The 20,963-nt window shown below is 66.2% G+C and carries 20 protein-coding genes; 12 read left to right on the forward strand and 8 right to left on the reverse strand.

Annotation, left to right across the window (positions count from 1 at the left end; all coding sequences use genetic code 11):
• Positions 1-40: 40 nt before the first annotated feature.
• Both AC1ZV1_RS25155 and AC1ZV1_RS25160 read right to left on the reverse strand, forming a co-directional pair.
• Positions 41-901: a universal stress protein gene (locus tag AC1ZV1_RS25155; protein WP_484294133.1), complete on the reverse strand. Its 861-nt coding sequence runs from the start codon at positions 899-901 to the stop codon at positions 41-43.
• 75 nt (positions 902-976) lie between these two features.
• A complete protein-coding gene (locus tag AC1ZV1_RS25160; protein ID WP_484297635.1) occupies positions 977-1,570 on the reverse strand; it encodes an acyl carrier protein phosphodiesterase in 594 nt (197 codons plus the stop codon).
• 129 nt (positions 1,571-1,699) lie between these two features.
• On the opposite strand from AC1ZV1_RS25160, the gene AC1ZV1_RS25165 reads away from it, so the two are divergent.
• The 3 genes from AC1ZV1_RS25165 to AC1ZV1_RS25175 all read left to right on the forward strand — a co-directional run bounded on the left by AC1ZV1_RS25165 (position 1,700) and on the right by AC1ZV1_RS25175 (position 4,462).
• The gene (locus tag AC1ZV1_RS25165; protein ID WP_484294134.1) at positions 1,700-2,029 is read left to right on the forward strand and encodes an ArsR/SmtB family transcription factor; all 330 of its coding nucleotides are present in this window, start codon (positions 1,700-1,702) and stop codon (positions 2,027-2,029) included.
• A 189-nt stretch (positions 2,030-2,218) separates the two neighbouring features.
• Positions 2,219-3,382 (forward strand): MFS transporter, encoded by a 1,164-nt coding sequence (locus AC1ZV1_RS25170; protein WP_484294135.1) that lies wholly within the window; start codon positions 2,219-2,221, stop codon positions 3,380-3,382.
• 30 nt (positions 3,383-3,412) lie between these two features.
• Positions 3,413-4,462: an alkene reductase gene (locus AC1ZV1_RS25175; RefSeq protein WP_484294136.1), complete on the forward strand. Its 1,050-nt coding sequence runs from the start codon at positions 3,413-3,415 to the stop codon at positions 4,460-4,462.
• Positions 4,463-4,567: 105 nt separating this feature from the next.
• Here the strand turns inward: AC1ZV1_RS25175 and AC1ZV1_RS25180 are convergent, their stop codons facing one another.
• From AC1ZV1_RS25180 to AC1ZV1_RS25195, 4 genes are all read right to left on the reverse strand, one after another.
• On the reverse strand, positions 4,568-4,837 hold the full coding sequence (locus tag AC1ZV1_RS25180) for a FeoC-like transcriptional regulator (protein ID WP_484294137.1): 270 nt from the start codon (positions 4,835-4,837) through the stop codon (positions 4,568-4,570).
• Entirely contained in the window at positions 4,837-7,131 is a 2,295-nt protein-coding gene (gene feoB / locus AC1ZV1_RS25185; protein ID WP_484294138.1) for a Fe(2+) transporter permease subunit FeoB, read from the reverse strand. Before feoB ends, AC1ZV1_RS25180 begins: the two co-directional genes overlap by 1 nt.
• A 6-nt stretch (positions 7,132-7,137) precedes the next feature.
• Positions 7,138-7,365, reverse strand: a complete 228-nt coding sequence (gene feoA / locus AC1ZV1_RS25190; RefSeq protein ID WP_484294139.1) for a ferrous iron transporter A — start codon at positions 7,363-7,365, stop codon at positions 7,138-7,140.
• 190 nt (positions 7,366-7,555) lie between these two features.
• Complete coding sequence (locus AC1ZV1_RS25195) at positions 7,556-8,395, reverse strand: kinetochore Spc7 family protein (protein ID WP_484294140.1); 840 nt, start codon at positions 8,393-8,395, stop codon at positions 7,556-7,558.
• Between the two features lie 252 nt (positions 8,396-8,647).
• Here AC1ZV1_RS25195 and AC1ZV1_RS25200 point away from each other — a divergent pair, with 252 nt between their 5' ends.
• On the forward strand, positions 8,648-8,938 hold the full coding sequence (locus AC1ZV1_RS25200) for a hypothetical protein (protein ID WP_484297636.1): 291 nt from the start codon (positions 8,648-8,650) through the stop codon (positions 8,936-8,938).
• 106 nt (positions 8,939-9,044) lie between these two features.
• Here the strand turns inward: AC1ZV1_RS25200 and AC1ZV1_RS25205 are convergent, their stop codons facing one another.
• Entirely contained in the window at positions 9,045-10,034 is a 990-nt protein-coding gene (locus AC1ZV1_RS25205) for an NAD-dependent epimerase/dehydratase family protein (RefSeq protein ID WP_484294141.1), read from the reverse strand.
• Between the two features lie 194 nt (positions 10,035-10,228).
• On the opposite strand from AC1ZV1_RS25205, the gene AC1ZV1_RS25210 reads away from it, so the two are divergent.
• Positions 10,229-11,290, forward strand: coding sequence for a saccharopine dehydrogenase family protein (locus tag AC1ZV1_RS25210; RefSeq protein ID WP_484294142.1), 1,062 nt, complete (start codon positions 10,229-10,231; stop codon positions 11,288-11,290).
• On the opposite strand, the gene AC1ZV1_RS25215 is transcribed toward AC1ZV1_RS25210, so the two are convergent.
• On the reverse strand, positions 11,277-12,182 hold the full coding sequence (locus tag AC1ZV1_RS25215) for a LysR family transcriptional regulator ArgP (RefSeq protein WP_484297637.1): 906 nt from the start codon (positions 12,180-12,182) through the stop codon (positions 11,277-11,279). The two genes, AC1ZV1_RS25210 and AC1ZV1_RS25215, sit on opposite strands and share 14 nt — an antisense overlap.
• Positions 12,183-12,275: 93 nt before the next feature.
• Here AC1ZV1_RS25215 and AC1ZV1_RS25220 point away from each other — a divergent pair, with 93 nt between their 5' ends.
• The 7 genes from AC1ZV1_RS25220 to AC1ZV1_RS25250 all read left to right on the forward strand — a co-directional run bounded on the left by AC1ZV1_RS25220 (position 12,276) and on the right by AC1ZV1_RS25250 (position 20,866).
• On the forward strand, positions 12,276-12,680 hold the full coding sequence (locus AC1ZV1_RS25220) for an ACT domain-containing protein (protein ID WP_484294143.1): 405 nt from the start codon (positions 12,276-12,278) through the stop codon (positions 12,678-12,680).
• Between the two features lie 3 nt (positions 12,681-12,683).
• Positions 12,684-13,286: a LysE/ArgO family amino acid transporter gene (locus AC1ZV1_RS25225; protein WP_484294144.1), complete on the forward strand. Its 603-nt coding sequence runs from the start codon at positions 12,684-12,686 to the stop codon at positions 13,284-13,286.
• A 326-nt stretch (positions 13,287-13,612) separates the two neighbouring features.
• Positions 13,613-14,194: a superoxide dismutase gene (locus AC1ZV1_RS25230; RefSeq protein WP_045211147.1), complete on the forward strand. Its 582-nt coding sequence runs from the start codon at positions 13,613-13,615 to the stop codon at positions 14,192-14,194.
• Between the two features lie 192 nt (positions 14,195-14,386).
• Complete coding sequence (locus AC1ZV1_RS25235; protein WP_484294145.1) at positions 14,387-16,468, forward strand: putative bifunctional diguanylate cyclase/phosphodiesterase; 2,082 nt, start codon at positions 14,387-14,389, stop codon at positions 16,466-16,468.
• A 360-nt stretch (positions 16,469-16,828) separates the two neighbouring features.
• The gene (locus tag AC1ZV1_RS25240; RefSeq protein ID WP_484294146.1) at positions 16,829-18,166 is read left to right on the forward strand and encodes an imelysin family protein; all 1,338 of its coding nucleotides are present in this window, start codon (positions 16,829-16,831) and stop codon (positions 18,164-18,166) included.
• A 198-nt stretch (positions 18,167-18,364) separates the two neighbouring features.
• Complete coding sequence (locus AC1ZV1_RS25245) at positions 18,365-19,789, forward strand: di-heme oxidoreductase family protein (protein WP_484294147.1); 1,425 nt, start codon at positions 18,365-18,367, stop codon at positions 19,787-19,789.
• A gap of 15 nt (positions 19,790-19,804) precedes the next feature.
• Entirely contained in the window at positions 19,805-20,866 is a 1,062-nt protein-coding gene (locus AC1ZV1_RS25250) for an imelysin family protein (RefSeq protein ID WP_484294148.1), read from the forward strand.
• Positions 20,867-20,963 lie beyond the last annotated feature (97 nt).

The following is a 20,963-nucleotide window of genomic DNA, read 5'->3' on the forward strand; positions in this document are numbered from 1 at the left end:
GCCCGACGCAACCTGAAAACAGTCTCCAGGCGCCGAAGGCTCACGCCTCCGGCGGCACGACCAGGATGTCACAATCCAGTTCGCGCAGAGCGTAGTCGGCAACACTGCCGATCAGGGCACGCTTGATCCCGCCCATACCCCGAGTACCCATGACCAGCAGATCGGGCCGATGCTTGTCGACCATCCGCTGCAACACGTTGCCCGGCAGCCCGACGGCCACCAGTTGTTCGTCGACGCGTTCCTCCAGGTGGTGCTCGTGGAGGAACTTCTTCAGATCATCCACCGCCTGGCGCGACTCGCTGCCGACGAATTCGTCGATACGCTCCTCGCTCACCCCGGAGTACTGCATCATGCCCTTGGCCAGCGGGCTGAAGGCGTAAACGCCCCGGCGCACAGCGCCCTCGAGCAGGCCCAGCTCATCGGCCACTTCCACCGCGTGGGCAGAGGCGGGCGAGGTATCGAGGGCGATCAGCAGGTCGCGGTACTGGCCGCCGGCCGGCTGGTTGACCACCAGCACCGGCAGCTGCCCGGCGCGCAGCACTCGTTCGACCGTGGTGCCGACGAAGATGTCGCGCAGCACGCTCTTGCGGTGCGCGCCCATCACCAGCATTTCGCAGTTCAGTTTCTTCGCCGCGGCGAGGATCTGCTGATTCGGATCGCCGCGCTCCACCAACAGTTTCGGGCAGGTGCCGCCCAGCTCGGTGAGTTCCACCAGCCGTGCCTCGAGCATCAGGCGCACCTGGGTGACTTCCTGTTCGACCAGCGCCGAGGGCTGGTCTTCATCGACCACGTAGAGCACGGTCCAGGGGCAGGCGTAGCGCTTGGCGAGCGCTGCCGCACGGTGCAAAGCCTTTTCGGAACGGCCGGACAGATCCGTTGCGACCATTAACGACTTCATCATGCTGCTCCTCTCGTCGTCCTTCAGATGTGTCTATTGCACACGCGATGGGCCGTCGGGCGGTTGACACATATCAAGTCAGGTCGGACCGTCCATCGAATTCGGCAGATTTCTGACAAACGCCTGCAGTTCGGGATAGAACTCACGGAAATCGCTGCTCAACGGCTCGTACAGCCGATCCAGCTCGTCCCAGGCGCCGTCCAACAGGGACGGCCGGGACAGGCGACGGGACATCCCGACCACCACGTCCTGCAGCACCTCGAACTCCCGATAACTGCCGAGCCAGTCCTGCGCGGCCATGCGCGGTGCAATACGCGCCAGACGCTCCGGCAGGCCGGGCGTGCGGCCCAGTACACCGTAGACCCGTTGGGTGAAGTGCTCCAGCGGTTCGCCGGAGAAACGCTCCCAGTCGCGGGCCAGGCAGTGGTCGAAGAACACGTCGAGAAGCACGCCAGCCATGCGTCGGCGCTCGCTGGGGAAGCGCGCCTTGGCACTGTGTATCAAGGCGTGACTGTCGGTGAAGGCATCGATGCGCCGGTGCAGGCGGATGCCGGCTTCGATCTCGGCGGGCCACTGGCCGGCAAGCGGCCCCTTGACGAAGTCGCCATAGAGGCTGCCGAGCAGTTGGGCGGGCCGATCGCCGCCCAGGTGAAGGTGCGCGAGGTAGTTCATGGGCAGAGAGTAGCGCGGGTGGTCAGCGGCTACTATCACGGGTGTCGATCATTACTATCGCCCCAAACGAATTCATATCGCTTTTGACCGATATATAGTTCGTCCCAACGCGATATACCGATGTGCCCCATGACTGAACAACCCACTCTCGATCCTGGTATCGACCTCGACGAAATCTTCAAGGCCCTGGCCCACCCGGTGCGGCGCGACATGCTGCACTGGCTCAAGGACCCTGAGCAGTTCTTCGTCGAGCAGGAGCACCAATCCTTCGAGATCGGCGTCTGCGCCGGCAAGTTCGACCAGCGCACCGATCTATCGCAATCCACCGTCTCCGCGCATCTGGCCACCCTCCAGCGCGCGGGCCTGGTGACCAGTCGAAAAGTCGGCCAGTGGAACTTCTTCAAACGCAATGAAGACACCATCCAGGCCTTTGTTCGCCACCTGAGCGAAGCGCTGTAACAAACCCGCTCAGAATCTCGCGAGCTAGAGCAGAGCAAGGCGAAAACAGACGAGGAAGCGCAGTTTACAAGCGGTAAATGAGCATTCCGAGTCTGCTTTCAACGCAGCGATGCCGACGCGCAGCAGATTCATGACGGGTTTGACCGGCTACTGCCAGCCAGAACAATTTCTACTTCCAGGAGCAGGCGCATGCCCACTTCGCTTCTCGTCCTCGCTTTGTCCGCGTTTGCCATCGGCACCACGGAATTCGTGATCATGGGCCTGCTGCCCGAGGTCGCCGGCGATCTCTCCGTGACCATTCCCGCCGCCGGCTGGCTGGTCAGCGGCTACGCCTTCAGCGTCGCCATCGGCGCGCCGATCATGGCCCTGCTCACCGCCCGCCTGCCGCGCAAGACCGCGTTGCTGATGCTCATGGGCATCTTCATCCTCGGCAACCTGCTCTGTGCGGTAGCCGCCAACTACGGCCTGCTGATGCTGGCGCGAATCATCACCGCCCTGTGCCACGGCGCGTTCTTCGGCATCGGCTCGGTGGTCGCCGCCAGCCTCGTGCCGGCCAACCGCAAGGCATCCGCCGTCGCCCTGATGTTCACCGGGCTGACCCTGGCCAACGTGCTCGGCGTACCGGCCGGCACCGCGCTGGGGCAGATCGCCGGCTGGCGCTCGCCGTTCTGGGCAGTGACGCTGATTGGCGTCTTCGCGTTGATCGGCCTGTGGAGCGTGCTGCCGAAGAAGCACGACGAAGAAGCCGTGGACATGCGCAAGGAAGTCGCCGCGCTGCGCAACGGCCCGCTGTGGCTGGCGCTGGGCACCACCGTGCTGTTCTCGGCCGCCGTCTTCGCCCTGTTCACCTACGTCGCGCCGCTGCTGGGCGAAATCACCCAGGTCTCTCCGCGTGGCATCACCTGGAGCCTGGTGCTGATCGGCCTCGGCCTGACCCTGGGCAACATCCTCGGCGGCCGCCTCGCCGACTGGCGCCTGGGCACCACCCTGGCCGGCGTGTTCGCCACCATGGCGGTGGTTTCCACCGTCCTGAGCTGGACCAGCGCCTCGCTGATCCCCGCCGAGATCACCCTGTTCATCTGGGCCGCCGCGGCCTTCGCCGCAGTGCCCGCCCTGCAGGTCAACGTGGTGCGCGTCGGCGGCGCCGCACCGAACCTCGTCGCCACCCTGAACATCGGCGCCTTCAACGTCGGCAACGCCATCGGCGCCTGGGTCGGCGGCAGCGTCATCGACCACGGCCTGGGCCTGACCCGCGTGCCCCTGGCCGGCGCCGTGCTCTCCGTACTCGCGCTGATCGCGGTGATGATCGCCTTCAGCGGCAAGCCCAACCAGACCCAAACCGTCCTCGACTGATCCTCCACCCTCACGCCCCGGAGTAACGCAATGACCACGCTTTTCGACCCCATCGTCATCGGTGACCTGGAACTGCCCAACCGCATCATCATGGCCCCGCTGACCCGCTGCCGCGCTGACGAAGGCCGCGTGCCCAACGCGCTGATGGCCGAGTACTACACCCAGCGCGCCGACGCCGGCCTGATCCTCAGCGAGGCCACCTCGGTGACTCCGATGGGCGTCGGCTACCCGGACACCCCCGGCATCTGGTCCGACGATCAGGTGCGCGGCTGGACCAACATCACCAAGGCCGTGCACGCCAACGGCGGTCGCATCATGCTGCAGCTGTGGCACGTGGGCCGCGTTTCCGACCCGCTGTACCTGAACGGTGAACTGCCGGTAGCGCCGAGCGCCCTCAAGCCGGCCGGCCACGTCAGCCTGGTGCGTCCGATCAAGGAATTCGTCACCCCGCGCGCCCTGGAAACCGAAGAAATCGCCGACATCGTCGAGGCCTACCGCGTCGGTGCCGAGAACGCCAAGGCCGCCGGTTTCGATGGCGTGGAAGTACACGGCGCCAACGGCTACCTGCTCGACCAGTTCCTGCAGAGCAGCACCAACCAGCGCACCGACCAGTACGGTGGCTCGGTGGAAAACCGCGCGCGTCTGCTGCTGGAAGTCACCGATGCCGTGATCGGCGTCTGGGGTGCCGGCCGCGTCGGCGTGCACCTGGCTCCGCGCATGGACTCCCATGACATGGGCGACGCCGACCCGCTGGCCACCTTCGGCTACGTAGCCCGCGAGCTGGGCAAGCGCGGCGTGGCGTTCATCTGCACCCGCGAGAAGGCCGGCGATGACAGCATCGGCCCGAAACTGAAGGAAATCTTCGGTGGCGTGTACATCGCCAACGAGCGCTTCACCAAGGACACCGCCAACGAGTGGCTGGAAAGCGGCAAGGCCGACGCAGTCGCCTTCGGCATCCCATTCATCGCCAACCCGGACCTGGTGACCCGCCTGCAGAAAGGCGCCGCCTGGAACGAGCCGCACCCGGAGACCTTCTACGGCAAGGGCCCGGTCGGTTACCTGGACTACCCGCGCCTGTAAGGGTCGGTACCCACGCCAACGAAAAGGGCGCCGTCCTGCGAAGGCGCCCTTTTTCTTTTCCGCGCACGGCAACAACCCTGCGTAGGAGCTCTTTGCAGGATGGCGTCAGGGCGTGAGCCAGCGCAACGGCGCAACAGTGCTTCTGGACGACAACCGATACCCTGTCGTCGCACACCGCGTCGATTCCGTACACCCCTTGCAACTCCCGCAGGCCGCCGGTTCGGGCGCGATCTTTTCCACCACGCCCATCGCCAGCAGCCGTTCCAGCAGTGCTTCGAGCAACGCCTTCGAGGCACCCAGACGCAGGGCCAGGGTCGGCACATCCGCCTCGCCCATCTCGCCGAGCAGGTTGCGTACAGAGATCGCCGTGGCCATCAGTGGCAGCTCCCCGCCGGGGCCGGGCGCAGTTCACGCTCGCCCTCCAGTTCCAGGCCACGCCGACCGACCCAGCGCAGGATCAGGAACAGCACCAGGTTGAACGCCAGCACCAGACCGATGGCCACGGCGCTGTACTGCGGGTGCAGGGCGAAGCTGAAGACCTGGTAGCAGAGGGTAGCCAGCGAGTAGGCCACGTTGAGGCCCCAGAACACCGAGAAGGTCATCCAGCCGCGACCGCTCTCGCGGGTCAGGGCGCCGAGGGTCGCCACGCAGGGCACATAGAGCAGCACGAAGACCAGGTAGGCGTAGGCGGCCAGGGGGCTGCCGAACTTGGCGGCGAAGGTACCCATGGAGCCCTCTTCCATCTCGCCGTCGGCCATGCTCGCGGCCACCGGGTTGGCCAGCACGCTGAGGCTGAAGGCGTCGCGCAGGCCAGCCAGCGTATCCGCGCCGGCCTGTTTCAGCTGGCCCCAGAGGTCGTAGCCGTCGGCATCGAAGGCTTCGCCCTGGATATGCTCGGCGGTGTACAGGGTGTTCAACGTGCCGACCACCACTTCCTTGGCCAGTGCGCCGGTGACCAGGCCGACCGTGGCCTGCCAGTTGTCCTCGTGCACGCCCATGGGTTTGAGCAGCGGCGTGACCTGGTGGCTGAGGCTGGCCAGCGCCGAGTCGGCGATGTCGCCCTGCACCGGACGGCCGTCGAGGGTGACGCTGTTGAGACCGCCGATCACCAGGCTGACCAGGATGATCACAGTCCCCGCGCGGACCACGAAGGCACGCAGGCGCATCCAGGTCTGCAGCAACAGGCTGCGCAGGTGCGGTACGTGGTACAGCGGCAGCTCCATGACGAACGGCGAGGCCTCTCCGCGCATCAGCGTGTGCTTGAGCAGCAGGCCGGTGAGCACCGCGACGACGATACCCAGCAGGTACAGCGAGAAGATCGCCAGCGCGCCGTTCTGGCCGAAGAAGGCCGCGGCGAACACGGCGAAGATCGCCAGCCGCGCACCGCACGACATGAACGGCGCCATCATCGAGGTCATCAGGCGCTCGCGCGGGTTATCCAGGGTGCGGGTGCCCATGATCGACGGCACGTTGCAGCCGAAGCCGACGATCAGCGGAACGAAGGATTTGCCCGGCAGGCCGAGGGCCTGCATCAGTCGGTCCATGACGAAGGCGGCGCGGGCCATGTAGCCGGAGTCTTCGAGCAACGCGAGGAAGAGGTACATCAGGCCGATCTGCGGGATCAGCGGCAGCACCGCGTTGATGCCGCCGCCCAGGCCCTGGGCCAGCAGTGCGGTCAGCCAGTCCGGCGCGCCGGTGCGGGCGCCCAGCCACTGGATGCCATCGATGAAAAGGGCCGACGAGCCCTGGTCGAAGATCGGCTGCAGCGCACCGCCCAGGGTGATGGCGAAGAAGAACATCAGGTACATCACGACGAGGAACACCGGGATGCCCAGCCAGCGGTTCAGCGCGATGCTGTCGAGCATCTGCGTCAGACGATGCGGCGCGGCCTCGCGATGGTTGCTGGCGCGTTCGCAGAGTTCGCCGATCAGCCGGTAGCGCGCGTCCACCAGCAGCAGCTCCGGGTCCTCGCCGCAGGCGCAGCGAATCGCGTCGCGCGCGGCCAGCAGACTTGTCGGGTCGAGCTTGAGCTGACGGGCGCTGTGCAGGTCGCCTTCCAGCGCCAGCAGGGCCATCCAGGCCTGGGTCGGCGGTGCATCGGCAGGCAACAACTGGGTGACGGCATTGCGCAGGGCGGGCGGATACGGCACCTGCAGCGGCGACTGGTCGACCAGGCCGTCGATGGCGTCCTTCAGCGCATCGATGCCTTCGCCGCGGGTCGACACCAGCGGCACCACCGGGCAACCCAGCTCCTGCGCCAGCGCCTCGCGGTCGATGTTCAGGCCCTGGGTGCGGGCGATGTCGAGCATGTTCAGCGCCACCACGCAGGGCAGGCCCATCTCGCGCAGTTGCACGGTGAGGTAGAGGTTGCGCTCCAGGTTGGTGGCGTCCACCACATTGACCAGTACGTCCACTTCGCCATCGACGATGCAGCGCCGGGCGATCTGCTCGTCCAGCGAGGCCTGGGTCGACAGCGTGGTCAGCGAATAGGTGCCCGGCAGGTCCACCAGGCGCACGGTGTGGCACGCGGTGCGGAAGCTGCCCTCCTTGCGCTCCACCGTAACCCCGGCCCAGTTGCCGACGCGCTGGCGTGAACCGGTGAGCTGGTTGAACAGGGTGGTCTTGCCCGCGTTGGGGTTGCCGATCAGGCCGATGCGCAGTTCGTCCATGGTGGATCAGTCCTGCGCTTCGAGCTGGAGGAAGGCCAAGTCGCGGCGGCGCAGCACCAGACTGCACTGGCGGGTATCCACCTGCACCGGATCGCCCAGCGGTGCCACGCGGCGCACCTTCAATTCGGCGCCGGGCAGGAGCCCCATGGAGAACAGGCGCTGGCGGAAGGCGGCGCCGATCCCGGGCTGGTAACCGGCGATGCGGTAACGGCGTTGCGCTTGAAGATCGTGCATGGGAAGCCTCCGGGCGAATGATCGAACAAGGGGAGAATCAGAATGACTCTCATTTGTTAGCGATTATTCGCCTCGACGCCGCCCCTGAAACTGATTCAAGACAAGAATTGCCGTGACTACCCCGAAAGAGGGATGGCCAACAAAAAGCCCCCGGACCTGTCGGTGCGGGGGCTTTTCGCCTGCAGGACGATCAGCGGGTGCTGAGCTGCTGCTGAAGGTTCTGCACCTGCTGCTGCAGGGTATTGATGTTGCGCATCACCTGGATGCGGAACACGTCGAACTCCTTGGTATCGCTGCTGGCCTGGCCCTGGCGACCGTCGACCTCGGCGCGCAGCAGCATCAGGTCATCCTGGACGCTCTTGATCGCCTGGCTCTGGTTGCCCTGTTTCTTCAGGTTGGCGATCTCGGTGTTCAGCGCCTGGATCTGCTGGTTGGCGCTGGCGAGGTCGGCCTGCACGTTCTTGAACTTGGCCTGCTCGTCAGTGATGGACTTGAGCTTGACGTCGAGCTGCTGCATCAGCAGCGCGGCACTCTCCTGCTGGGCCTTGAGGTCGGCGCTGACCTGCGCCAGGCGCTTGCCCTGGGCGCCGTCGAACTCCGACAGGGATGCCTGCTGCATCTTGGCCTGCTCGGCCAGGCGTCCCTGCAACTGCTTGACCTGCAGTTTCAGCGCTTCGCGATCACTCAGACCGTTGGATTCGTTGGCAACGAACTTCCCACGGATATCGTCCAGGCGACCGGCGGCTTCCTCGCTGATCTTGGCGAAGCTTTCCTGGGTCGCGATCAGTTGCTGCTCCATCAGCAGCAGTTGCTGGTGGCTCCACCAGCCCACGCCGGCCAGCGCGATGGCCATGGCTGCGACCAGCGCCCACAGCGCCCCGGTACCGCCGCCGCGCCTGACCGGCTGGCGCGCAGGACGGCCATCGGGCTCGACCACGCGGCGCGGGTGATGACCGAACTCGTCGCGATCCGCGGCGTCGGTGGACAGATGGGGCACATCATCGAATTCGTCGAACGTGTCGTTACGCATGGAATGAACCTGTGGGGATAAAGCGGCGTGTTGCCTGCGCAGGGCGCAGTATATCCGTTCGCATGACTCCGAGAGCAGCGTGCCATCACAGGGCGTCGCGCACCTCGTCGGCGCACAGAAGACACGTGACGGAGGTCGCAGTTCCCCAGGCGATCCGCCAATAGTGGCTTTGCGACATCGTGGCACGCCCCTTGCTCCTGCTCCCGTTACTTGGCGCCGCTTTGGCGCCCTTCGCGGGGAGGAAGTCGGGTGATTGAACTCAACAAGGCCATCCTGGATTGCATGCGCGAACTGCGCCGCCGTCTGCGTGAAGAACAGGCACTGGCAATCCAGTACCAGCAGAGCGACGCCATCGAGCGAATGCTGCGCGCCTGTGCCGACTCCGCGCGGGAGGAGACCCGCCAGCTGGGCGAGCGTCTCAGCGCGCTGAGCGGCGTGACGCTGCCCCGTGTGGTGCAGGAGCCGAGCTTCCTGCCGATGCAGGGCGGCGGCGACCAGCAGTACTCCGGCCCGCTGCGGGGCGGTGCCCGCGCACCGCGCTAGACAGTTTCCCTTGTAGGAGCGAGCTTGCTCGCGAACCGCATGGCAGCGGAGCTCGGGCTGTTCGCGAGCAAGGACTAGACGTCCCCCTCGATCCTACGAAGAGCCTTTACGCACCGCGCAACCGCCACCAGTCGCAGAACTCGTCCAGCGCATCCCACAGGCTGTTCTGCGGGTCGTAGTCGAGGTACTGGCGGGCGCGGGAGATGTCCAGGGAGAAGTCCTTGGCCATCACCGCCATCCCCAGGCGGTGCAGAGTCGGCTCCGGACGGCCGGGGAGGAGCTTGCACACGCCCTCGTTGATCAGCGCCAGGTTGTAGGCCAGCCCGTAGGGCATGTGTCGCTCCACCGGCGGCATGTCCAGCCTGCGCAGCACGTAGTTCACCACGTCCCACAGCGGCAGCGGCTGGCCGTTGCTGATGTTGTAGGCCTGGCCGAGCGCCTCCTCACCGGCCATCAGGCTGGCGAACAGGGCGTCGTTGAGGTTCTGGATGCTGGTGAAGTCGACCTTGTTCAGGCCCTGGCCGATGATGCGCAGGCGTCCCTTGCGGTGCGCGGCGATCATCCGCGGGAAGATGCTGGTGTCGCCGGCGCCGGTGACGAAGCGCGGGCGCAGCGCCAGCACCTCCAGGCCGAACTCCTGGGCGCCGAGGGCGACCAGCTCGGACTGGTACTTGGTCGAGCCGTAGTGGTTGGCGAAACGCCTGGGCACCTGCTGCTCGGTAATGCCGACGTGCGACTGGCCATCGAAGTAGATCGACGGCGACGACAGGTGCACCAGCCGGCGCACCCTCTGCTTGAGGCAGGCTTCGACCACCGACTCGGTCATGGTCACGTTGGCCTGGTGGAAATACGCCTGGCTGCCCCACACACCTACCGCGCCAGCGCAATGCACCACGGCATCGACGCCGCTGCACAGTGCGCGGACCAGCGCCGGGTCCGACAGGTCGCCGGCCATGAACTCGGCCCCGCGCGCCACCAGCGGTTGCAGCGCCTGCTCGCGACGTCCGTTCACCCGAACCGCCAGTCCCTGCTCCAGGGCGAAACGGGCGAATCGCCCGCCAATGAACCCACTGGCTCCGGTGACCAGAATCTTCATGCACGCCACTCCCGTTCTTATAGTCCGGCGACTCTAACAGGCGCCGCACCGTACTACTCTGGCCTTGCACGCCAGAAACGAATCCTTGCAGACCGCAGCGCCGCGCCAGGGTTGCACGACTTGAGATCGGCGACAGCCACCGGGCAGTTGCGACTACCCTTGATGCACTCTTCGCTTTCTCTCGAGGCTGCATCATGAGCAAGACGCACTGGATGATCTATGGCGCCAACGGCTACACCGGCCGGCTGGTGGCCGAACAGGCGCAGCGCGAGGGTCTGAAACCGATCCTCGGCGGCCGCAACCCCGCCAACCTGCATGCACTGGGCAGCTCACTGGGGCTGGAATGCCGGGTCTTCGACCTGACCGACAGCGCCGCCGCCCTGGCCGCGCTGGAGGATGTTGCCGTCGTCGCCAACTGCGCCGGTCCCTTTTCTGCCACCGCCGCGCCGATGATCGAAGCCTGCATCGCCAGCGGCGCCCATTACGTGGATATCACCGGGGAGATCTCCGTCTTCGAATACGCCCATGGCCTGGACGAAGTGGCGCGCACGGCGGGCGTGGTGATCTGCCCCGGTGTCGGCTTCGATGTGATCCCCACCGATTGCGTCGCCGCCAGCCTGAAGGAGGCCATGCCCGATGCCACGCAACTGGCGCTGGGCTTCGACAGCGGCAGCGGCCTCTCGCCGGGCACCGCCAAGACCACCGTGGAAGGCCTCAAGCTGGGCGGCAAGGTGCGTGAGGCCGGGCGCCTGCGCGACGTGCCGCTGGGCTACAAGCGCCGTGACATCGACTTCGGCCGGGGCCTCAAGCATGCGGTGACCATTCCCTGGGGCGACGTGGCGACGGCCTACTACTCCACCGGCATCGGCGATATCGAGGTCTACCTGCCAGTGCCGCCGGCCGCCGCCCTCGGCATGCGCGTGATGGACAGCTTTCGCCCGCTGCTGGGCCGCGACCGCGTACAGGACTGGCTCAAGGAGCAGGTCGACAAGCGCGTCCAGGGCCCCGACGAGCTGGCGCGCAGCAAGCTGCGCACCTGGGTCTGGGGCGAGGTGCGCAACGCCCGCGGCGAGCGCCGCACCGCACGGCTGGAAACTGCCAACGGCTACGACGTGACCCTCCATGGCGTGCTCTTCGCGGTGCGCCAGCTGCTGGCCAACCCGAACACGGTCGGCTACTTCACCCCGTCGAAACTCTTCGGCGCGCGCTGCATCGAGCAGTTGCCGGGCAGCGGCAGCATCGTCATTCGCGACTGATCGGCACCATCAGGCCCGGCGCTTTCGCCAGCAGGTGCCGGGTCAGCGCGGCGAGCAATTCGCCGCCGTTGCGCCAGTGGTGCCAGTAAAGCGGCACGTCGATCACCTGCCCAGGCAGCATGTCCACCAACTCGCCGCGTTCCAGTTCACCGCGCACCTGCTGCTCGGGCACCAGGCCCCAGCCGAGGCCGCCGCTGGTCATGCGCACGAAGCCTTCGGAAGACGGGCACAGGTGGTAGCTGAAGTGGCCGTCGACGCCCAGTTCCTTCAGGTAGCGGTGCTGCAATTGGTCGTCCGGGCCGTAGACGATCGCCGGCGCGCGGACGAGCCCGGCAGGCGTCACGCCTTTGGGAAAGTGCCGGGCGATGAACGCCGGGCTGGCCAGCCCGCGATAGCGCATGGCGCCCAGCGGCTCGCAACGCCCTCCAGCCACCGGGCGCGGGCTGGCGCAGACGCAGCCGGCTACCTCGCCCGCGCGCATGCGCTTGAGCCCGACTTCCTGGTCCTCGACCACCAGGTCCAGCAGCACGTGGCGCTCGCCGCAGAAATCGCCGACCGCCTGCGCCCACCAGGTCGCCAGACTGTCGGCGTTTAGCGCCAGGCGCAAACGCTCGGGCGCCGCGCCGTCATCCAGTGCGGGTACCCATTGCTGCAGGTCGCCCTCCAACAGGCGCACCTGCTGCACATGGTTGAGCAGGCGCTGGCCCAGATCGGTCGGCTGAGGCCGTGCCGCGCGTACCAGCACCGGCTGGCCGACCCGCGCTTCAAGCAGCTTGATGCGCTGGGAAATGGCCGACTGCGACAGCCCCAGCACCTGGGCGCCGCGTTCGAAACCACCCTGCTCCACCACGGCGGCCAGGGCAGCGAGCAGCTTGTAGTCGAACATGATCAGTTTCCCTAATGAGATATCAGCAGTATTGGTTTTTCTTATACCGCTCAACCGCGGACAATCGCCAGCATTCCCACTTTTCATGGACGGCCCACCATGGCTGGCGAAACCTCCCTGGCCGCGCTGCTGCGCGACATGACCCCGGTGCTCAACGACGGCGAGTACGTGTTCTGCACTCTCCCCGACGGCCAGCTCCCGGCCGGCCTCCAGCCGCTGGGCAGCTTCCGCGAGCGCGAAGGGCTGACACTGATCCTGTCGCGCGCCGAAGCCGAACAGGCCGGGCTGTCCTTCGACTACGTCGCCGCCTGGCTGACCCTGGAAGTGCACTCGGCGCTGCAGGCGGTCGGCCTCACCGCCGCGGTGGCCGGCGCGTTGGCCAAGGCCGGGATCAGCTGCAACGTGGTCGCCGCCTGGTACCACGACCATCTGTTCGTCGCCCATGCCGACGGCCCGCACGCGCTGGAAACGCTGCGCGCACTCGCACTGAACCCGGAGGCCTGAGCCATGTGGCAGAGCTACCTCAACGGCGTGCTGGTCGCCGCCGGCCTGATCATCGCCATTGGCGCGCAGAACGCCTTCGTCCTCGCCCAGAGCCTGCGCCGCGAGCATCACCTGTCGGTGGCGGCGCTGTGTGTGCTGTGCGACGCCATCCTGGTCAGCGCCGGCGTGTTCGGACTGGCCAAGGTCCTCGCCGAGAATCCGACGCTGCTGGCCATCGCCCGCTGGGGCGGCGTCACCTTCCTGGTGTGGTACGGCCTCAAGGCGCTGCGTCGTGCAGTCGCACCCGAAGCCCTGGCCGATGCCCAGGAAACCGGCCCGCGTTCACGCCGTACCGTGCTGATGGCCGCGCTGGCGGTGACCCTGCTCAACCCCCACGTCTACCTCGACACCGTGCTGCTGATCGGCTCCCTCGGTGCCCAGCAGACGGCGCCCGGCGCCTATGCCATGGGCGCGGCCAGCGCCTCGCTGCTGTGGTTCTTCACCCTGGCCTTCGGCGCCGCGTGGCTTGCGCCGTGGCTGGCTCGACCGGCTACCTGGCGCCTGGTGGACCTGATGGTCGCGGTGATGATGCTGGGTATGGCCGCACAACTGGTGTTCGCCAACTGATCTCCGGCCCGCCGACGGAAGCTTTTCGAACGACGTTCCGTCATCCCGGTCTGTGCATAGTGAGCGTCGCGCTCCGGCGCAAGCCGCTGTGCAGGGCCTTTGCCCTTACAGTTGCTGCGTGGATATGCCGCAGGTCGGGTGCTATGATCGGTCCTTCGCGGCGCCGGCAGGCTCTGAGCCTTCCGGACGCAACTGGCGCGCTGCCTGTCCCTTGATGGGGCGCATTGCAGCTACGCCCGGATGCCGCGACACACATCGAACCGGCCCCGTGTACCGGTCGCGCGCACGTCGCGCTAGCCCAGACTGAGTGAGATAGGAGAGAGACCATGGCTTTCGAATTGCCGCCGCTGCCTTACGCGAAGAACGCCCTTGAGCCGCACATTTCCGCGGAAACCCTGGAATTCCACCACGACAAGCACCACAACACCTACGTCGTGAACCTGAACAACCTGGTTCCGGGTACCGAGTTCGAAGGCAAGAGCCTGGAAGACATCGTCAAGACCTCTTCCGGCGGCATCTTCAACAACGCCGCCCAGGTGTGGAACCACACCTTCTACTGGAACTGCCTGAGCCCCAACGGCGGTGGCCAGCCCACCGGTGCCCTGGCTGACGCCATCAACGCTGCCTTCGGTTCCTTCGACAAGTTCAAGGAAGAGTTCAGCAAGACCTCCATCGGCACCTTCGGCTCCGGCTGGGGCTGGCTGGTGAAGAAGGCTGACGGTTCCCTGGCCCTGGCCAGCACCATCGGCGCCGGCTGCCCGCTGACCAGCGGCGACACCCCGCTGCTGACCTGCGACGTCTGGGAACACGCCTACTACATCGACTACCGCAACCTGCGTCCGAAGTACGTCGAGGCGTTCTGGAACCTGGTCAACTGGGACTTCGTGGCTGAGCAGTTCGCAGCCTGAATGTACCCTGCTTGATACGAAAACCCGGCCTCGCGCCGGGTTTTTTCGTATGGGGCGCGTAACACCTTCGTGTCAGCTAACCTGAAAGGCCGGTACAGTCACGAAACAGAACGATGGCCCTTTGACGTCATTGCGCCAATTGCCAATACTCAGCCCCAGTCGTTCGCCCCTGGCGAGAAACAAGGAACGCCCTTGAAACTGGATCCCCGGCACAGCCTCTCCCTCAAGCTGCTGCGAATGGTATTGCTCGCGGCCCTCGTGGTCGGGGTGGTACTCAGCTGTGCCCAGATCGTCTATGACGCCCACAAGGCGCGCCAGGCCGTACACAACGATGCCCAGCGCATCCTGGCGATGGTCCGCGATCCGTCCACCCAGGCCGTCTACAGCCTCGACCGCGACATGGCGATGCAGGTCCTCGAAGGCCTGTTCCAGCACGAAGCCGTCCGCTACGCCGCGATTGGCCATCCCGACGAACCCATGCTCGCGGAGAAATCCCGCCCGCTGCTGGAGTCCGGCACCCGCTGGATGACCGACCCGATCCTCGGCGCCGAGCAGAACTACTCCATCCGCCTCGCCGGCCGCGGCGGCTCCAACGAGTACTACGGCGACCTGAAGATCACCCTCGACACCGCCCCCTACGGCGACGACTTCGTCGCCACTTCGGTGATCATCTTCATTTCCGGCATCCTGCGCGCCATGGCCCTGAGCCTGGTGCTGTTCATGGTCTACCACTGGCTGCTGACCAAGCCGCTGTCGAAGATCATCGAGCACCTGGCCTCGATCAACCCGGACCGTCCCAGCCAGCACAAGCTGCCGATGCCCGACGGCCACGAGAAGGACGAGCTGGGCCTGTGGGTGAATACCGCCAACCAGTTGCTGGCCTCCATCGAGCGCAACGGCCATTTGCGCCGGGAGGCCGAAGACAGCCTGCTGCGCATCTCGCAGTACGACTTCCTCACCGGCCTGCCCAACCGCAAGCTGCTGCAACAGCGCCTCGACCAGATCCTCGAGGGCGCCTCACGCCTGCAGCGCCGCGTCGCCGTGCTCTGCCTGGGCCTGGATGACTTCAAGGGCATCAACGAGCAGTACAGCTATCAATTCGGCGACCAATTGCTGATCGCCCTCGCGGACCGCCTGCGCACCCGCAGCGCACACCTGGGTGCCCTGGCGCGGCTGGGCGGCGACCAGTTCGCCCTGGTCCAGGCCGACATCGAGCAGCCCTACGAAGCGGCGGAACTGGCCCAGCAGATTCTCGACGACCTGGAAGCGCCCTTCGAGCTGGACCAGCACCTGGTGCACCTGCGCGCCACCATCGGCATCACGCTGTTCCCCGAGGACGGCGAGACCACCGAGAAGCTGCTGCAGAAAGCCGAGCAGACCATGACTCTGGCCAAGAGCCGCTCGCGCAACCGTTACCAGTTCTACATCGCCAGCGTCGACAGCGAGATGCGTCGACGCCGCGAGCTGGAGAAAGACCTGCGCGAAGCCCTGGCGCGCAACGAGCTGCACCTGGTTTATCAACCGCAAGTGGATTACCGCGATCACCGCGTGGTCGGCGTCGAAGCGTTGCTGCGCTGGCAGCACCCGACCCAGGGCTGGGTCGCGCCGGACCTCTTCATCCCGCTGGCGGAGCAGAACGGCAGTATCTTCAGCATCGGCGAATGGGTACTCGACCAGTCCTGCCGCCAACTGCGCGAATGGCACGACCAGGGCTTCGACGACCTGCGCCTGGCGGTCAACCTGTCCACTGTGCAGCTACGCCACAACGCCCTGCCGCGGGTGGTCAGCAACCTGCTGCAGATGCACCGCCTGCCACCGCGCTCGCTGGAACTGGAAGTCACCGAGACCGGCCTGATGGAGGACATTTCCACCGCCGCCCAGCACCTGCTCAGCCTGCGTCGTGCCGGCGCCCTGATCGCCATCGACGACTTCGGCACCGGCTACTCTTCGCTGAGCTACCTGAAGAGCCTGCCGCTGGACAAGATCAAGATCGACAAGAGCTTCGTTCAGGACCTGCTGCTGGACGACGACGACGCCACCATCGTTCGCGCCATCATCCAGCTGGGCAAGAGCCTGGGCATGCAGGTGATCGCCGAGGGCGTGGAGACGGTCGAGCAGGAGGCCTACATCATCGCCCAGGGCTGCCATGAAGGTCAGGGCTACCTCTACAGCAAGCCGCTGCCGGCGCGCGAGCTGACCCTCTACCTCAAGCAGGCGCGACGCCTGGCCGAAGCGGCCGGCGGCAATTCCAACGGGTCCGTCGAGCGGCATTGAGCTTCGCCCTTTTCGGATACTCCCTCGCGCGTCCTATCCCTCTCCCCCGCCCTCTCCCTGAAGGGAGAGGGCGCTATCCCTGCCGGCTGACGCCACCACTTCATCCTGCACCGACCGGTCCCCTCTCCCTTCGAGCGGGGCGCGTAGCCAGGGTCAGGGAGAGGGAAAACCCGGCACAGACTTTCAAAAGACGAGCGTAACTCTCGCAGCCAATCCCTTCTGCCGGCGCCATGCAGGCCCCGCGATCGTCCGACGCCAGCGATCTCTCTTTTCAAAAATGCAAATCTTTCGCATTATGTTGCGGATTTTCTTGCGCAGTCCTTTTTACGTGCGCCTCCTCTCCATGCAAAGGAACCCGTCATGACTCGTATGCCCTGGGCCACTGCCAGCCTGCTCGCCATCGCCATTTCCCTCGCCGGCTGCGGCGATGACAAGAAAGCCGAAGCCCCCGCCGCCACTCCGGCTGCCAGCACCCAGAGCACGGCCCCGGCAGCGGCCGCCAAGGTCGACGAGGCCGCGGTCAAGGCCGTGGTGAAGAACTACCTGGACATCGCCGAAGCCACCTACGGCGACGCCCTGACCACCGCCAAGGCCCTGCAGACTGCCGTCGACGCGCTGATCGCCAAGCCCAGCGAAGAGACCCTGAAGGCCGCCCGCGCCGCCTGGATCGCGTCCCGCCCGTCCTACTCGCAAAGCGAAGCCTTCCGCTTCGGCAACTCGATCATCGACGACTGGGAAGGCGCGGTTAACGCCTGGCCCCTGGACGAAGGCCTGATCGACTACGTCGCCAAGGACTACCAGCACGCCGAAGGCAACGCCGGCGCCACCGCCAACATCATCGCCAATACCGAGATCCAGGTCGGCGAAGACAAGATCGACGTCAAGGAAATCACCGGCGAGAAGCTCAAGGGCCTGAACGAGCTGGGCGGTTCCGAAGCCAACGTCGCCACCGGCTACCACGCCATCGAATTCCTGCTCTGGGGCCAGGACCTGAACGGCACCGGCCCGGGCGCTGGCGATCGCAAGTACACCGACTACGCCCAGGGCAAGGACTGCACCAACGGTCACTGCGACCGCCGCGCCGCCTACCTGAAGGCCGTCACCGACCTGCTGGTCTCCGACCTGGAAGAAATGCACGGCAACTTCAAGGCCGGCGTTGCCAACAACTACCGCGCCAAGGTCGAGGCCGACACCGCCGAGAACAACCTGCGCAAGATGTTCTTCGGCATGGGCTCCCTGTCCCTGGGCGAGCTGGCCGGCGAGCGCATGAAGGTCGCGCTGGAAGCCAACTCCACCGAAGACGAGCACGACTGCTTCAGCGACAACACCCACAACACCCTGTTCTTCAACGCCAAGAGCATTCGCAACATCTACACCGGCGAATACAAGCGCACCGACGGCAGCGTCGTTAAAGGCCCGAGCCTGTCCGACCTGGTCGCCAAGGCGGATGCCGCGGCCGACGCCGACCTGAAGGCCGATCTGGCCAACACCGAAGCCAAGATGCAGGTCATCGTCGACCGTGCCGAGAAGGACGGTGTGCACTTCGACCAGATGATCGCCCCGGACGACAAGGACGATCAGCAGAAGATCCGCGACGCCATCGCTTCGCTGGTCAAGCAGACCGGCGCCATCGAAAAGGCCGCCACCGCGGTCGGCGTGCAGGACCTGAAGCCGGACAACGCTGACCACCAGTTCTGATCAGCCTGTCCTGACGATTGAAGGCGCTGCGGCTCCACGCCGCAGCCACCTGCAAGCCCCAGCAAAGCCCCGCACCGCGGGGCTTTGTCATTTCCGGGCGACAAAAGAAGTCGTTCGCAAATACAAATTTTTCATATTTGCATTTGACACCCCTGCTACCATGGCGCGCTGCCATATACCGCCCTGGAACCCCCGCCAATGCTCCACCGCCGTACCGCCCTGCGCCTCGTGCCGCTGCTGTCTGCCCTCGCCCTTGCCGCGTGCAAGCCGGAGACCTCCCAGCACGCCGTGGCCGAGCCTGGCGAAGCACTGTCCGGCGGCGCAGCCACGGTGAAACAGAGCGACCGCAACGCCTATTCCATGCCCTCGGGCAATCTCACGCCGAGTCGTCGCCTGGACTTCGCCGTGGGCAACAGCTTCTTCCGCAACCCGTGGGTGATCGCACCGACCACCACCACCGCGCGCGACGGCCTCGGCCCGCTGTTCAACACCAACGCCTGCCAGAACTGCCACATCAAGGACGGCCGCGGCCATCCGCCAGAGCTGAATGACGTCAACGCCGTGTCGATGCTGGTGCGTCTGTCGATCCCCGCCGGCTCCGCCGACGTCGAAACCATCAAGCGCCTGGGCGTGGTGCCCGAGCCGGTGTACGGCGGCCAGTTCCAGGACTCGGCCATCCCCGGCGTCGCGCCCGAAGGCAAGGTGCGCGTGGAGTACGACGCCGTGCCGGTGACCTTCAAGGACGGCACCGTGATCGAGCTGCGCAAGCCGAAACTGCGCATCAGCGACCTGGGCTACGGCCCGATGCACAAGGACACGATGTTCTCCGCCCGTATCGCCCCGCCGATGATCGGCCTGGGCCTGCTGGAGTCCATCAGCGAGTCGGACATCCTCGCCAACGCCGAGCGCCAGGCCAAGGGCGGCGATGGCGTCCGTGGCCGACCGAATCGCGTCTGGGACGACGAGAAACAAGCCACCGTCCTCGGCCGCTTCGGCTGGAAGGCCGGGCAGCCCAATGTCGCCCAGCAGAACGCCCACGCCTTCTCCGGCGACATGGGCCTGACCAGCGATCTGCTGCCCCACGACGACTGCACCCCGGCACAGGTCGACTGTTTGAACGCCGTTGACGGCGGCAAGCCGGAAGTCAGCCAGCACATCTTCAACCAGGTCGCCTTCTACGCCCGCAACCTCGCGGTGCCGGCACGGCGCAAGGTCGACGATCCGCAGGTGCTCACCGGCAAGGGCCTGTTCTTCGATTCCGGTTGCGCCAGCTGCCACACCCCCAAGTTCACCACCGGCGCCAACGCCGCCGAGCCGGAACTGGCCAACCAGGTCATCCGCCCTTACAGCGACCTGTTGCTGCATGACATGGGCGATGGACTGGCGGACAATCGCCCGGAATTTCTTGCCAGCGGCCGTGACTGGCGCACGGCGCCGCTGTGGGGCATCGGCCTGACCGAGACGGTCAACGGCCACACCCAGTTCCTGCACGACGGCCGCGCCCGCAACCTGCTCGAAGCCGTGCTCTGGCACGGCGGCGAAGCCGAAGCGGCCAAGCAACGCGTACTGAATTTCGACGCCGGGCAGCGCGATGCCCTGCTGGCGTTCCTGAACTCACTCTAAGGAGCCGAGCCCACCATGTTCCGCCCCCGACTGCTGATCACCAGCCTCGCCATCGCCCTGGGCGCCTGCTCGCCCACCGACCCGCAGGCCACCACCAGCGCCACGCTGGCCCAGCAGGTGATCCTGCCGACCTACAGCCGCTGGGTCGATGCCGACCGTGCGCTGGCCGCCAGCGCACTGGCCTACTGCCAGGGCAAGGAAGACCTGACCAAGGCCCGCGCCGACTTCATGGCCGCGCAGAAGGCCTGGGCCGAGCTGCAACCACTGCTGGTCGGCCCGCTGGCCGAGGGCAACCGTTCCTGGCAGGTACAGTTCTGGCCGGACAAGAAGAACCTCGTGGCCCGCCAGGTCGAGCAGTTGCTCAACAGCGGCAACGCGATTTCCCCGGCGACCCTGGATAAGTCCAGCGTCGTGGTGCAGGGCCTGACCGCCTACGAATACATCCTCTACGACGCCAGGATCGACCTCGCCAACGCCGAGACCAAGGCGCGCTACTGCCCGCTGCTGGAGGCCATCGGCGCACACCAGCAGGCGCTGGCGGAGAACATCCTGGCGCAGTGGAAGCAGGACGGCGGCATGCTCGCCCAACTCTCCAAGTTCCCCAACGAGCGCTACGCCGATGCCCACGAGGCCATCGCCGAGCTGCTGCGCGTACAGGTCACCGCGCTGGACATGCTGAAGAAGAAGCTCGGCACCCCGCTGGGCCGCCAGAGCAAGGGCATCCCGCAGCCGTTCCAGGCCGAAGGCTGGCGCAGCGACGCTTCCCTGGCGAGCCTGGATTCCAGCCTCACCGGCGCCCAGGCGCTGTGGGACGGCACCGACAAGAAGGGTCTGCGCGCCCTCCTGCCGGCCGAACAGAAAGAGCTGGCCGGCAAGATCGACGCGGCTTACGCCGACGTCCATGGCAAGCTCAAGGCGATCAACCAGCCCCTCAGCGAACTGCTCAAGGACGACGCCGGCCTCAAGCAACTGAACGAGCTGTACGACAGCCTCAACGTCGTCCACCGCCTGCACGAAGGCGACTTGGCCAAGGCGCTCGGCGTGCAGCTGGGGTTCAACGCCAACGACGGGGATTGATTCGATCTGCTGCGCGTCAGCCATGCGTCGTTGGAAAGGTGCGTCGGATTGCTCATTGGCTAGAGCCAACTCCGCATCCGCCGCACCTACCCGCCTA

This window comes from Pseudomonas sp. BB438 (assembly GCF_057180225.1).